14 protein-coding genes are annotated in these 12,665 nt (G+C 51.6%); 8 read left to right on the forward strand and 6 right to left on the reverse strand.

Features of this window, described 5'->3' with window-relative positions:
- Positions 1–349: 349 nt before the first annotated feature.
- Both EOE65_RS16365 and EOE65_RS16370 read right to left on the reverse strand, forming a co-directional pair.
- On the reverse strand, positions 350–745 hold the full coding sequence (locus tag EOE65_RS16365; RefSeq protein WP_127695723.1) for a VOC family protein: 396 nt from the start codon (positions 743–745) through the stop codon (positions 350–352).
- 13 nt (positions 746–758) lie between these two features.
- Positions 759–1,118 carry a DUF1801 domain-containing protein gene (locus EOE65_RS16370; protein WP_164847144.1) on the reverse strand — a complete coding sequence of 120 codons (360 nt, stop codon included), beginning with the start codon at positions 1,116–1,118 and terminating at the stop codon, positions 759–761.
- Between the two features lie 557 nt (positions 1,119–1,675).
- On the opposite strand from EOE65_RS16370, the gene EOE65_RS16375 reads away from it, so the two are divergent.
- Genes EOE65_RS16375 through EOE65_RS16405 form a run of 7 tightly spaced genes read left to right on the forward strand, consistent with a single transcriptional unit; the run spans position 1,676 to position 8,120 of the window.
- Positions 1,676–2,449 (forward strand): DeoR/GlpR family DNA-binding transcription regulator, encoded by a 774-nt coding sequence (locus EOE65_RS16375; protein WP_127695727.1) that lies wholly within the window; start codon positions 1,676–1,678, stop codon positions 2,447–2,449.
- On the forward strand, positions 2,446–3,486 hold the full coding sequence (locus EOE65_RS16380) for an ABC transporter ATP-binding protein (protein WP_127695729.1): 1,041 nt from the start codon (positions 2,446–2,448) through the stop codon (positions 3,484–3,486). The genes EOE65_RS16375 and EOE65_RS16380 overlap by 4 nt, the downstream gene beginning before the upstream one ends.
- Complete coding sequence (locus EOE65_RS16385) at positions 3,476–4,762, forward strand: ABC transporter substrate-binding protein (protein WP_127695731.1); 1,287 nt, start codon at positions 3,476–3,478, stop codon at positions 4,760–4,762. The genes EOE65_RS16380 and EOE65_RS16385 overlap by 11 nt, the downstream gene beginning before the upstream one ends.
- A gap of 53 nt (positions 4,763–4,815) precedes the next feature.
- Entirely contained in the window at positions 4,816–5,676 is an 861-nt protein-coding gene (locus EOE65_RS16390) for a carbohydrate ABC transporter permease (RefSeq protein WP_127695733.1), read from the forward strand.
- A 12-nt stretch (positions 5,677–5,688) separates the two neighbouring features.
- Positions 5,689–6,498: a carbohydrate ABC transporter permease gene (locus EOE65_RS16395; RefSeq protein ID WP_127695735.1), complete on the forward strand. Its 810-nt coding sequence runs from the start codon at positions 5,689–5,691 to the stop codon at positions 6,496–6,498.
- Positions 6,499–7,320, forward strand: a complete 822-nt coding sequence (locus EOE65_RS16400; RefSeq protein ID WP_127695737.1) for an endonuclease/exonuclease/phosphatase family protein — start codon at positions 6,499–6,501, stop codon at positions 7,318–7,320.
- 23 nt (positions 7,321–7,343) lie between these two features.
- Positions 7,344–8,120, forward strand: a complete 777-nt coding sequence (locus EOE65_RS16405; RefSeq protein WP_127695739.1) for an HAD family hydrolase — start codon at positions 7,344–7,346, stop codon at positions 8,118–8,120.
- Between the two features lie 121 nt (positions 8,121–8,241).
- Here EOE65_RS16405 and hppD read toward each other — a convergent pair whose 3' ends face one another.
- Positions 8,242–9,276 carry a 4-hydroxyphenylpyruvate dioxygenase gene (hppD, locus tag EOE65_RS16410; protein WP_127695741.1) on the reverse strand — a complete coding sequence of 345 codons (1,035 nt, stop codon included), beginning with the start codon at positions 9,274–9,276 and terminating at the stop codon, positions 8,242–8,244.
- A gap of 142 nt (positions 9,277–9,418) precedes the next feature.
- On the opposite strand from hppD, the gene EOE65_RS16415 reads away from it, so the two are divergent.
- The gene (locus EOE65_RS16415; protein WP_206052700.1) at positions 9,419–10,294 is read left to right on the forward strand and encodes a LysR family transcriptional regulator; all 876 of its coding nucleotides are present in this window, start codon (positions 9,419–9,421) and stop codon (positions 10,292–10,294) included.
- Here EOE65_RS16415 and EOE65_RS16420 read toward each other — a convergent pair.
- The 3 genes from EOE65_RS16420 to guaD form a co-directional block, all read right to left on the reverse strand.
- Entirely contained in the window at positions 10,291–10,521 is a 231-nt protein-coding gene (locus EOE65_RS16420; protein WP_127695743.1) for a hypothetical protein, read from the reverse strand. The two genes, EOE65_RS16415 and EOE65_RS16420, sit on opposite strands and share 4 nt — an antisense overlap.
- Before the next feature lie 96 nt (positions 10,522–10,617).
- Complete coding sequence (locus EOE65_RS16425) at positions 10,618–11,238, reverse strand: TetR/AcrR family transcriptional regulator (protein WP_127695745.1); 621 nt, start codon at positions 11,236–11,238, stop codon at positions 10,618–10,620.
- An 85-nt stretch (positions 11,239–11,323) separates the two neighbouring features.
- Positions 11,324–12,637: a guanine deaminase gene (guaD, locus tag EOE65_RS16430; RefSeq protein WP_127695747.1), complete on the reverse strand. Its 1,314-nt coding sequence runs from the start codon at positions 12,635–12,637 to the stop codon at positions 11,324–11,326.
- Positions 12,638–12,665 lie beyond the last annotated feature (28 nt).

A 12,665-nucleotide genomic window follows, 5' to 3' on the forward strand; every position in this document is an offset into this window, starting at 1 on the left:
AAAATGACGGATTTTAGTTGCTCAGAGCAGCATCATAGTGAGAAAACTGGGGCTAAATGGCTCATTTGAAGTATTGTTGGCGTGCGAGCAAGTCAGACCAAAATTACCTGACTTGTTCGTAGTATCCATAGCAAAGTATGGGAATTTCTGTTTATCGCCCGTACAAGAAGCTTTTCATGGAAGGGACGATCAACGTACATCTCAGAATTGACCTCGCTCATTCGAGGCGTAAAAACTTCCGTAATCTTTCTTCTTTCGCTCATAATATGTCTTAATGTCCTGCTCGGTGAATTCGTGGGCAACTAACGCTGCATTCAGCGGTTTATCCGCTGCAATGCCTTGTTATAGCTTAGTTTTGAATCGGGGTACATAATTCGATTAAGATGCCAGACGGACAACGAATGTAGGAAACAATCTGCCCCCAAGGTTTTGTTTCAGGCGACTTTAACTCAACAGCACCATATTGTATTGCACGCTGATGGAGGCCACTAATATCAGCGGTTACGAGCGCTATTTCTATGCCTAATGGTTTATCAGATTCCGTAGAACTTATATACCCGCCAGAAAAATTTGATAGCCCTAACTCATGAGATGCGAAGGCTAGAGTTGTTTCACCAGTATCCAACTCCCCATAGTCATTTTCGTCAGTGATAAAGCGTCGTTTCATTTCAAATGCTTTTTCAAAGAATGTCAAAGCCATATCGACATCACGTACATAATTGATTGTGTATCCGAATTTTACCATTCGATATTTTCCTTTAGTTATTCACTGCTTGATTTACAAAGTACGCGATATTTTTTTGAGAAATATCGTCACTTTCGTATATCTTTAGGTGGCGCCTCTTTTTACCACTACCTTCCAAAACAGAGTCAGTATCTATAAAGTTAGCCCCATTACTGAATTCGATTGAAATATGTTCTTTGTATGTATAAATGCCACCAACCAATATATTTGACACATTAAAGACCAAACCACCATATTTAATACCTTCAACTAATTCTTCATTAGCCTTTAAGAAGATATCCCTTATTGCCATCACCATATCAAACTGCTCAGAGGATATGGACTGTATATCAGAAAGGAAGTCGTTTACTTTGTCGCTCGTTGAAAAATTCATATTCCTCATACTCCCAATGCTGGAGAGCTATAACAGCCTGATTATGACGCCACAGGGCATCATAATAATTATTTAAATGATGTCATTTTATTTTTCTGACTTTTGGGCTGAATTTTTAAGCCATTGTTTTAAAAGGGCTTAAATCAGCACCGTCAGTTTCAGAAAAAATAGAGTGGCAAGCTTTCGCTTTGCGAGGCTTGAAAAACGGCAGGAAAAATAGGTTGGCTATCCATACAGTGTAAAGGTGTTCTTTCTTATGGCCCAGCTTCCTGCTTTCAAGCAACACAATGGGTGCGTTTACTTGCCACAACACTACTAAAACAGTACTCGCTGATGTACACAATGGCAAGGCTTGAAAGGGGAGCCGTTGGTGCAAAGCCGCTGTGCTGCAACGGCCTTATGGTGCTTGCCTAGATGCCAGTAACGCAAGAGCGTCTGTGCCTTTATCTATGCCTTTCGTATGAAATATTTGTGTCACGCTTTATTCATATTTAAGCAATATTAGTTTCATAAGAAGCTTCGATAATTTCGTTCGAAATCTAATCGGAGTTTCGAACATGCAGCTTTCTACCCGCCAGCAGGCCATTCTTACATTGCTCAGAGAGCAGGGTGGGGTTTTGGCCAGCGGAGACCTTACCGACCACTTTGATGTATCTGTCCAAACCATTCGTAAAGATCTAAACGATCTTAGCGATATGGGGCTGGTAAAGCGTGTCCATGGCGGGATCACGCTGCCGGTACAAACCCATAATCTATCCTTTGCAAACCGTTGCGTTATCAACCTAAGAGCAAAGCAGCGGATTGCCGAGCGTGTGGTTGCGCAGTTGCCAGAAGGGTGCAGCTTGTTTCTGGGCATTGGCACTACACCTCAGCAGGTGGCCGAGGCGATGTTAAACCACCCAGGTGCCACGGTGATTACCAACAACCTAAATGCGGCGCTGGCGTTGTGCCGGAATAGCCGTATTAGCACTTATCTATGTGGTGGCCGGTTGCGCCCATCCGATCAAGATTTAATGGGTGAAGATGCGACCGCCTACTTGCGCCGCTTTCAGGTCAACTTTGGTATTTTTGGTATTGGCGGCTTAAGCGCCGATGGGGCGCTGCTGGATTTCTCCCCGGAAGAATCCCACATCTCCCAAGCGATTCTAGAGAACTGCGAGCAACGCTTTCTGGTGGCGGATGCCAGCAAGTATCTGCGTAGTGCGCCGGTCAAAACAGGCCACCTAAACGATATTGACCGCCTCTTTGTTGATCAGCTATCCGCACCGTTCGAAGACCTATGCCTACGTCACGATATCGATGTGGTGGTATGTGCGGAGGCCGCGCTATGAGCTTTATCCAGATCAACCAGTTAGAGAAACACTGGCAAGGGAAGGCTGCGGTTGATGGCATCAGCTTTACCGCTAGCAAAGGTGAGTTTATCGCGCTGTTAGGCCCGTCTGGGTGTGGTAAGTCCACCACCCTCAAGATGCTTGCTGGGCTAGAAAAGCCCGATGCTGGCCAGATCAAGATAGATGGCCACGATGTTACGCAGGCCGCGCCCGGTAAGCGCCAGCTATCCATGGTGTTTCAGTCTTATGCGCTGTTCCCGCATCTTAGCGTAACCGAGAATATTTTGTTCGGGCTTAAAGCGCGCCGTGTGCCCAAAGATGAGCAGCAGCGCCGCTTGGCCTATGCGCTGGATTGTGTATCGCTAGTGGCGCAGGCAGATAAAAAGCCGGGGCAGCTTTCGGGCGGCCAATGCCAGCGTGTGGCGCTAGCCCGCGCGATTGTGAGCCAAGCGCCGATCTGCTTAATGGATGAGCCGCTATCTAACCTTGATGCCCGTTTGCGCCACGAGATGCGCAGTGAGATTCGCCGCCTGCAACAACAGCTCAATCTCACGGTGATCTACGTCACCCATGACCAGATTGAGGCGATGAGCATGGCTGATCGGATTATTCTGCTCAACAACGGCAAGATCGAACAAATCGGCACACCTAACCAGCTGTATAGCCAACCTGCTAGCCGCTTTGTGGCTGAGTTTATCGGCCAGCCGCCCATGAACCTGTTGGTGGGCGATGAGCACCTTGTTGGTGTGCGGCCCGAGCATATCAGCCTTGCAACTCAAGGGGTGGCTGCCCGTGCTGTGCATACAGAATATCAGGGCGCTGAAACCCGTGTAGAGGCGCGCCTAGAGACGCGCTTCCCCGGCCAAATGGTCAGCTTCACGCTGCCTGGGCATCAGGTGGTTAATGCGGATGAGCACCTAACACTGCAATGGCCTGCGGGCCAAGAGCACTACTTTTCCCACAAAACCGGCCAACGTTTGGCCAATCAAACTCCATTGTTAAATCCACATTCAAAGGATCTTGCACATGTTTACTAAGGGTAAAAAGTGGCTATTAGCTACTGGTTTCATTGCTTCAAGCTTCACGTCGATGGCGCACGCAGCAACCGAACTGACGATGTACTACCCCGTTGCGGTGGGTGGCCCACTCACTAAAGTGGTGGATGGCATGATTGCAGAGTTCGAGAAGAATAACCCCGATATCGATGTAAAGGCGATCTACGCTGGCAACTACAACGATGCGCGGATCAAAGCGTTGGCAGCGCTAAAAAGTGGTAAGCCTGCGCAACTTTCTGTGATGTTCTCTATTGATGTGCATGAGCTGATGGATCTGGATGCGATCATCCCATTTGATGAGGTGGTGGAAACAGAAGCAGACCGTAAGTGGCTACAAAGCTTCTATCCTGCGCTTATGGAGAATGGCCGCGTTGATGATAAAACGTGGGGCGTGCCGTTCCAGCGCTCGACTATCGTGATGTACTACAACAAAGATCTATTCCGCGCCGCTGGCCTAGATCCAGAGCAGCCACCAAAAACGTGGGATGAGCTTGCTGCAATGGGTAAGCAGCTAACGAAAAAAGATGCGTCGGGCAACACTACACAGTGGGGCGCGATGATCCCATCCACAGGCTATCCATACTGGATGTTCGGTGCGCTGACCAAGCAAAACGGCGCGGTTTTGATGAATCAGGCAGGTAACGAAACCTACTTCAATCAGCCGGCGGTGGTTGAAGCACTGCAATTTTGGCAAACGCTCGGTAACGAGCATCAGATTATGCCTAAAGGCGCGATCGAGTGGGGAACACTACGCCAAAACTTCCTCGAGCAGAAAACCGCCATGATGTGGCACTCCACGGGTAACCTGACGGCGGTTAAGAAAAACGCCAACTTTGATTTTGGTGTCGCCATGCTCCCCGCCAAACAATCTTTGGGTAGCCCAACAGGTGGCGGTAACTTCTACCTGTTTAAAGATTCCACTGCGCAAGAGCGCGAAGCGGCACTGAAACTGGTGAAGTTTATGACCTCTCCAGAGCAAGCTGCTAACTGGAGTATCGCCACCGGCTACATGGGCGTTAGCCAAGCCGCTTACGATACCCAAGCGCTGCAAGATTATGTGAAAACGTTCCCACCTGCGGCGGTTGCACGGGATCAGCTAGCGCACGCAACGGCTGAGCTATCCACCCACCAAGCGGGCCGTGTGCGCAAGTTGTTAGATGATGCGATTCAAAGCGCATTAACTGGCAGCGCTAGCGCACAAGAGGCGTTGGATAGCGCTCAGAAAAAAGCTGAGCGTATTCTGAAGCGTTACCGTTAGTTCTAAACCTGTGCAGGGGCTGGGTAACCGGCCCCTGATCGAGTACCTGTTTTATGTCCAGACATTCTGTTCAAGCTTGGCTGCTGTTACTACCCGCACTGTGTTTGCTGATGGCCTTTACCTATTTTCCAACGGTGCAAACGGTGTGGCGCAGTGTGTTTTCGCTGGGCACCCAGCCAAGTGATTTCACGCTCGAAAATTACCAGTTCATGATGGAAGACGATGTGCTGCATCAGGTCATTGTGAACACCGCACTGTACGCGCTGTTTACTGTACCGCTGGCTATCGGGATCGCGCTGGTGATGGCGCTGTGGGTGAATAGCCAGATGAAAGGGCGTGGCTGGCTGCGCTTGGCGTATTTTACCCCCACGGTGCTGCCGATGATCGCTGTGGCCAATATCTGGCTGTTTTTCTACAGCCCCGAGATCGGCTTGTTAAATCAACTGTTGGGCCTGTTTGAGCACCGTGGCTACAACTGGTTGGGCGATCCTGACCTGAGCCTATATTGCTTGATGGTGATTACGGTTTGGAAAGAGGCAGGCTTTTTTATGATCTTCTATCTTGCCGCCCTGCAGAGCCTCAGCCCCGAGCTCTATCAAGCGGCGTCTATTGAGGGGGCAGGGCGCTGGACACAGTTTCGTCGTATCACCTTTCCGCTTCTGATGCCCACCACGCTGTTTATTCTGGTGAACGCAGTACTCAACGCGTTCAAGATGGTGGATCACCTCTTTATCTTGACGAAGGGCGGGCCAAACAACGCCAGCAACTTGCTGCTCTATTACATCTACGAAAACGCCTTCAGCTTTTTTGATACCGCCTATGCAGCCAGCTTAACGCTACTGCTGTTGCTGGCACTGGTTGCGTTAGCACTGTTGCAGTTTGGTGTGTTTGAGCGCCGAACGCACTACCGATAGGAGACGCCAGCGATGAATAAACTGACGCATTCACTGAGCGCAGTGGCAGCATGGAGCCTTGGCCTCATCTGGATCTTGCCACTGCTATACGCCTTTTGGGCGGCCTTTCACCCAGCAGAGTTCGCAACCCGTTTCAGCTTGCTGGCACCACTGACACTGGAACACTTCTATACCGCTTGGGAGCAAGCCCCGTTCGTGCGCTACATGATCAACACGTTGGCGATCACGCTACTTATTTTAAGTTGCCAATTGGTGCTCTGTACCTTGGCCGGTTATGCCTTAGCGCGGTTACCCTTTTTGGGCCGTGGATTGGTGTTTGGTCTGATTCTGCTGCAGCTGATGGTTGTGCCAGAGATCTTGATTGTTGAGAACTACCAAACCCTTGCCAGTATCGGGGCAGTGGATACCTATCTTGGCGTGGCGCTGCCCTATCTTGCCAGTGCGTTTGGCATCTTTCTGCTGCGCCAAACGTTCAAGACTATTCCACAAGAGCTAGAAGATGCAGCGCGGCTTGAGGGCTGCTCCACCCTTGGGGTGATCTGGAAAGTGTATGTGCCGCTCGCCAAGCCGACCTATCTCGCGTTTGCGCTTGTGTCGATTAGTTACCACTGGAACAACTTTCTGTGGCCGTTGGTGATCACCAATACCAGCGCAAGCCGCCCGCTGACGGTGGGTATGGCGATCTTCGGGGCGCCTGAGTCGGGTGTTGATTGGTCGGTAATTTGTGCCGGAACACTCATCGCTGTTGGGCCGCTGCTGATTCTATTCTTGGTGTTTCAGCGCCAGTTTGTGCAGTCGTTTATGCGCGCGGGGATTAAGTAGATGCGAGTGGTTAGCTGGAATATTCAGGCCGCACTGGGGTGTGATGGCCGCAACTCAATGGCGGATATCCTCGCGTTATTGCATGCACAGAATGCGGATGTGATCTGTCTGCAAGAGGTGGCGCGGCACCTGCCAGAGCACGGCAATACCGATCAGCTCGACGCTATTCGCCAATTTTTCGCAGGGTTTACGCCCGTTTGGGCGCCGGGGTTTAGCTGGCAGCACCCTGAGGGGCGCAGCGAATTTGGTAACCTGACGTTAGTGCGCAGCCCGCTGCTGGTGGATGCGCGCACGCACCTGTTACCTGCGCCAGTGAGCAGTGAACACCTGCAGATGCCGCGCACCGCAGCAGAGGTGGTTGTTACCAGTGCTAGCTTGATGCTGCGCATCTTTAATACCCATTTGGCTTTTCATTGTGCGCAGGAGCGGCGCGAGCAACTGGCTTATCTGAGCGCGCAAAAAACACGTGCAGAGCAACAAGCTCTGCGCCGCGCGCCCGCAGGCAGCAAGGGCAGTTATCGACAGCCGCCGTCACCTGCAGGTGTGCTGCTATGTGGCGATCTAAACCTCACCCCCGAAAGTGACGACTATCAGTTTTTGCTCGCACAGGGATGGTTGGATAGCTGGCATATCTGCCACGGTGATCAAACCCATGCACCCACCTGTGGGGTGTTTGATAAACACCAGTGGCCAGAGGGGCCGCACTGCCGAGACTTTGGTTTGTTGAATCACGCGGCGGCGCTTTCTGTAGCGGATATTGGCGCGGAGCAAACCTGCGACGCTTCAGATCATCAGCCGCTTATCCTCGAATTTTATCCCTGATTTTGGACGCTTAAGGACTTTTCATGACTGCTGCAAACATTCAGCCAGTTGCTCAGCTACAAACTCCCATCCGTGTATTATTTACCGATGTGGACGATACGCTAACCTGGCAGGGAACGCTGCCTGTAGATACTTTCATCGCCCTAGATCGCTTGCGCCGTGCAGGTATCAAAGTGATACCGGTGACGGGGGCCTGTGCCGGTTGGTGTGATTGCCTGATCCGTACATGGCCGGTGGATACGGTGATTGGCGAGAACGGCGCCTTTTGGATGACACGTACCCCGCAGGGCAAGATCGAAACCCACTACCGTGAGCCTGAACAGCAAAGAGCACAAAATCAGCTGCGCTTTCAGCACGTGAGTGCTGCATTCCAACGCAATTTTCCGCAGATCCCTGTAACGGGTGATCAAGCCTATCGTTTAACGGATATCGCATTTGATATTGGCCAAGAGGTCAAGATTGAGCGTGAGACGGCGCTGGCAGCAACCCAGTGGTTGAGCGAGCAAGGCCTCCATGCGCGGCTCAGCTCGATTCATATCAACGCATGGTTGGGCAGCTACAGTAAGGCCGATACCGCGCAAGCGTGGTTAGATCTGCAGCCGGATATTGCGCTATCGGAGTGCGCATTTATTGGTGACTCGCCCAATGATGAGTCGATGTTCGCTAAGCTCACGCATACGGTGGGGGTCGCCAATATTGCACCTTTCTTACCTGAGCTATCAGTACCACCACGCTATTTGTGCTCCCAGCCGGGTGGGCACGGCTTTGCGGAGCTGGCTGAGCACTTAGTTGGGCTGTAGGTTGGCCTTTAAGTTGGGCTGTAAGTTTGCACGTTGGGCAGTTTGCATCAACGAAAACAGGGCGCCAGTGGCGCCCTAAGAGGGTCACATCGAGAGATGTGAAGACATAATGGTGCGGGGTTTAGATCACGCCGCGGCGCTCTTGGTCGCGCTCGATCGATTCAAATAGCGCTTGGAAATTGCCCTCGCCAAAGCCAAGGTTCTCTTTGCGTTGAATCAGCTCGATAAAGATAGGGCCGAATAGGTTCTTGGTGAAAATCTGTAGCAGGTAGCCCTTTTCGTCGCCATCAACCAGCACTTGGTGGTCTTTGATACGGGCGTGATCCTCAGTGACATTTGGAACCCGATTAAAGACCTCATCGTAGTAATCATCGTGGATATCTAACGTGTCGATAACACTGCGATCTAAGCGGTCCAGTGAGCCAAGCAGATCATCGGAGCGAAACGCGATGTGCTGTACACCCGGGCCGTTGTACTGATCCAAATACTCATCGATCTGGTTGTTGTTATCGTCTTTGCCTTCGTTGATCGGAATGCAAAAACTGCCATCCGGTGAGCGCAGTGCATAGGATAACAGGGCGGTTTTCTGCCCCTTGATATCAAAGTAGCGCACCTCTTCAAAGCCGAAAACATCTTTGTAGAAGTCGGACCACGTCTGCATCGTGCCTTTGTAGACGTTGTTGGTCAGGTGGTCGATCTCGATAAAGCCAAGGTTTTCGCGAATAACGGGCTCTTGGTGCGCGACAAAATCATCGGCATAGATAGAGCCTTTGTCGCCAAAGGTATCTATGAAATAGATCAAGCTGTTACCAATGCCATAGATGGCAGGGTAGTTGAGATCGGTTGTGGCGGGGTCGGCAGGCTTAGCACCGCGTTTTACCGCTTCTGCTAGTGCTTGCTCGGCATTATCGACCCGCCAGCCCATTGAACAGATCGCTGGCCCATGGGAGCGGGTAAAATCCGCCGCAAAACCTTGCTTCTCGCGGTTGAGCAAAAAGTGGATATTGTTCTGGTTGAAGTAGTCGATCGCCTTGCTGCGATGCTGCTTGAGCTTAGAGAAACCAAAGGCGTAGAAAACCTTCTCCATAAAGTCGCTATCGTTACTGGCAAACTCTGTGAACTCGATACCGCGCAGACCAATGGGGTTATGACTCATAGCGTGCTACTCCTGTGTTGGGTGGAACAGATTCTTGTTGTGATCGCCGAAGGGCGTTAGTCGCTACGTTAAAAGGGTTGAATGTTTAAAGAAAGCGCAATAATTTGCTTAACATGATTAAAAAAATTGATGGAGTTTGTAAGTGGATCTGAATGCGTTACGGGTAATGCAGGCGGTTGTAGAGGCCGGTAGCTTTGCTAAGGCGGCTGAGCAGCTACATAAAACTCAATCTGCCATCAGCTATCAGGTGAGTAAGTTAGAGCAGCAGCTTGGCGGTGCATTGTTTGATCGCAGCCAGTACCGGGCGCAGCTGACGCCGCTGGGTATCCGTATTCTGGAAGAGGGGCAGCGGTTACTGCTGCAAGCGGATAATCTGGACCGTATCGCTGAACAGTTTCGCTTGGGTTGGGAGCCTAATCTGGAAGTAGTGATTGATGGTATGTTGCCGCTGCCGCCGATCTTGCAGGTGTTGAAATCGATGACGGATATGGATATTCCAACCCGTATTCAGCTGCGTACAGAGTTTTTAGGAGGGGTTCAGCAGCGCTTTGAAAGGGCGCAAGCTGATCTGATGTTGGCGCTTGTTCATGAGCCTTCAGAGCAACTAGAGCAGCAGCGGTTAGCGCCAATTAATACCATGCTGATGACCTCTCCGACGCACCCACTGGCGGGGCAATCGCACTGTACGCTCGAAACGCTACGCCAGTATGTTGAGCTGACAGTGCACGATTCGAGCTTTGATCGTGCGCATGGTGGGCGGCAAACCTTTGGTGGCGAGAAGGTCTTTTATCTGAGTGATTTTGCGGCCAAAAAAGCAGCCATCTGTCAGGGGCTTGGTTTTGGCTGGCTGCCGGAGTTTCTGGTGGAGGATGAGTTAGCCGAGGGTAAGCTGGTTGAGGTCTCTTATATTGGTGGGGCCCGGTTAAGCTATACGCCACGCCTAGTCTGGCGTGCCAGCCAACCGCTTGGCAAAGCCGGGCTGCACCTTAAGGCGCAGCTGGCGGCTGCATTTAGCTAGCGCTTGGAAATCTCGCGCATTAAGCCAGAGAGGTCTAAGCCAAGATCATCGGCCATTTTCTCAACATCGGTGCTGCTACGTGGCGGTGCAGCGAGCTTCTGACGCTCGCGGCGTGCGGCCGTCTCAGCAGCCTTTTCTGCAGCACGTTTCTCAAGTGCAGTATGGATTGCCTCTAGCTGCTGCAAGGTGCAGTGGCTCAATAAGGTCTGGATCGGATCTTCGCTCATTGGTCGCTTTTGTTCCCCAATCAAAAAACTTCCCTACATTAAGCGACGTGCTCATGACGCGTCGTGGGTCCCTTTCCAACTAAGCATAGCGCAATTTTACGACGATTCTGGCAAGCTCAGACCACAACCGCGCAGTGTTAGACGGCATATTAGGTCGGCCGCGGTTTGATAATCTTCAGTATCCAGCTGCGCTTTTCCCGTGACGGAGCGTATCTGCCAATCGAAATCAGCGTAGGTTTGAGTCGAGGCCCACAGGGTAAACAGTAGATGGTGGGGATTAACACGATCCATTTTGCCAGCATCCATCCACTCATTGAGTTTTGCGGTACACATCACCGTTTGTGCCATCAGCTTGGCTGCGATATCTGCAGGCAGGTGGGGCGCACCGTGCATGATCTCGTTTGCGAACACCTTGGAGGCGTGGGGGTGCTCTTGGGAGATGCGAATTTTGGTGTGGATATATTCCGCCAGCGCGATAGCCGGATCATCGTGGCGCTCAAACGGGTCAGAGGCCGCCAAAATCGGGTCGATAATCGATTCTAGTACGCAGCGGTAGAGGTTCTGCTTGTTCTGGAAATAGTAATAGATATTGGGCTTTGGCAGGTTAACCTGCTTGGCGATATCGATGATTTTGGTGCCTGCGTAGCCACTTTTTGCAAACTCGATGCAAGCGGCGCGAAGGATAATTTCGTGATTACGTGCGCGGATACGGCTCATGGTGCTGGGGTGTGCTCGATAGTAAATGGGGCAATGCTATGCGGCCTGTTGCCAAGCCGCAAGGCGACGATAGTGGAGCGGTGATTTAAGCGCTGGGTTTACGCCATGCTAAGTCGCCGCTGACGTAGGTCGCCTCGATAGCGCGATCATCACCCAGCATCATCAAGACGAAAAGCTGCTCTTCGATGGTGCTTGCGTTGACCATGCGGGCGGAGATCAGCGGTGTCGCGTTGAGATCCAGCACAATAAAATCAGCTTCGCTGCCAGAGGCTAGGTTGCCGACTTTATCATCAATGTGTAGCGCCCGTGCACCGCCCAGTGTGGCTAAGTAGAGCGATTTCAGCGGTGAAAGTTTGGCATCTTGTAGCTGCATCACTTTGTAGGCTTCGTTAAGGGTTTGCAGCATAGAAAAGCTGGTACCAGCCCCCACATCGGTGCCTAGCCCAACAGCAACATCATGCTGCTCCATCATGGGTAAGTTGAAAAGGCCACTGCCGAGAAAGAGGTTTGAGGTTGGACAAAACGCAATGGCTGACTCGGAATCACGCAATTGGCAGCAATCGGTATCGTTAAGATGGATGCCATGCGCAAAGATGCTACGTTTACCCAGTAAATTATGCTGTTTATAGACATCAAGGTAGCTTTCGCTGGTGGGGAATAGCTCGCTCACCCACGCACACTCTTGCTTGTTCTCGGCAAGGTGGGTGTGGAGATACAAACCCTCGTACTCGCTTAGCAGGCGTGCGGCTTGATCAAGCTGCGCTGGCGTGCTGGTGGGCGCAAAGCGCGGTGTTACGGCGTATGCCAGCCGATCTTTATGGTGCCACTTCTCGATGAGTTGCTTGCTCTGGGTGTAGCTTTGCTCGGGCGTATCTGTCAGGTAATCCGGTGCGTTCCGGTCCATCATCACTTTGCCGCAGATCATCCGCAGCTTGCGCTGCTGCGCCACAGTGAAAAACGCATCCACTGATTCTGGATGCACCGTACCAAAGACCAGCGCAGTGGTGGTTCCGTTGCGCATTAGCTCGTCGAGAAAGAGCGTAGCGACGCGCTTGGCATGGTTTGCATCTGCGAAGGCTTGCTCGGTTGGGAAGGTGTAGTTGTTGAGCCAATCGAGGAGCTGCTCTCCGTAGGAGGCGATCATCTCTGTTTGTGGGTAGTGAATGTGAGTATCAACAAACCCAGCAGTTATCAGATGGTTTGGGTAGTGGGTAACGGGCACATCGGCAGGCAGTGTTTGCAGGAGTTGTTCTGCTTCACCTAGCTGTACGATCTTGCCATCGGAAACGACCAGCAAACCATCTTGAAAATACTCATAGCTATCTTGCTCGCCGCTGCTAGCTGGGTCGTCAAGCATATGGATAATGGCAGCGCGATAGGCATGGCGTGATGCAGTCATAAGGTGGTCGTTTCCTGTCTTGAAAGTC

It is taken from the genome of Neptunomonas marina (assembly GCF_004005935.1).
GTDB lineage: Bacteria > Pseudomonadota > Gammaproteobacteria > Pseudomonadales > Balneatricaceae > Neptunomonas > Neptunomonas marina.

Bases quoted from the DNA above. Each gene is read 5' to 3' on its own strand.
- EOE65_RS16365 (WP_127695723.1), bottom strand. From the start codon at position 745: ATGGTAAAATTCGGATACACAATCAATTATGTACGTGATGTCGATATG.
- EOE65_RS16370 (WP_164847144.1), bottom strand. From the start codon at position 1,118: ATGAATTTTTCAACGAGCGACAAAGTAAACGACTTCCTTTCTGATATA.
- EOE65_RS16375 (WP_127695727.1), top strand. From the start codon at position 1,676: ATGCAGCTTTCTACCCGCCAGCAGGCCATTCTTACATTGCTCAGAGAG.
- EOE65_RS16380 (WP_127695729.1), top strand. From the start codon at position 2,446: ATGAGCTTTATCCAGATCAACCAGTTAGAGAAACACTGGCAAGGGAAG.
- EOE65_RS16385 (WP_127695731.1), top strand. From the start codon at position 3,476: ATGTTTACTAAGGGTAAAAAGTGGCTATTAGCTACTGGTTTCATTGCT.
- EOE65_RS16390 (WP_127695733.1), top strand. From the start codon at position 4,816: ATGTCCAGACATTCTGTTCAAGCTTGGCTGCTGTTACTACCCGCACTG.
- EOE65_RS16395 (WP_127695735.1), top strand. From the start codon at position 5,689: ATGAATAAACTGACGCATTCACTGAGCGCAGTGGCAGCATGGAGCCTT.
- EOE65_RS16400 (WP_127695737.1), top strand. From the start codon at position 6,499: ATGCGAGTGGTTAGCTGGAATATTCAGGCCGCACTGGGGTGTGATGGC.
- EOE65_RS16405 (WP_127695739.1), top strand. From the start codon at position 7,344: ATGACTGCTGCAAACATTCAGCCAGTTGCTCAGCTACAAACTCCCATC.
- hppD (WP_127695741.1), bottom strand. From the start codon at position 9,276: ATGAGTCATAACCCCATTGGTCTGCGCGGTATCGAGTTCACAGAGTTT.
- EOE65_RS16420 (WP_127695743.1), bottom strand. From the start codon at position 10,521: ATGAGCGAAGATCCGATCCAGACCTTATTGAGCCACTGCACCTTGCAG.
- EOE65_RS16425 (WP_127695745.1), bottom strand. From the start codon at position 11,238: ATGAGCCGTATCCGCGCACGTAATCACGAAATTATCCTTCGCGCCGCT.
- guaD (WP_127695747.1), bottom strand. From the start codon at position 12,637: ATGACTGCATCACGCCATGCCTATCGCGCTGCCATTATCCATATGCTT.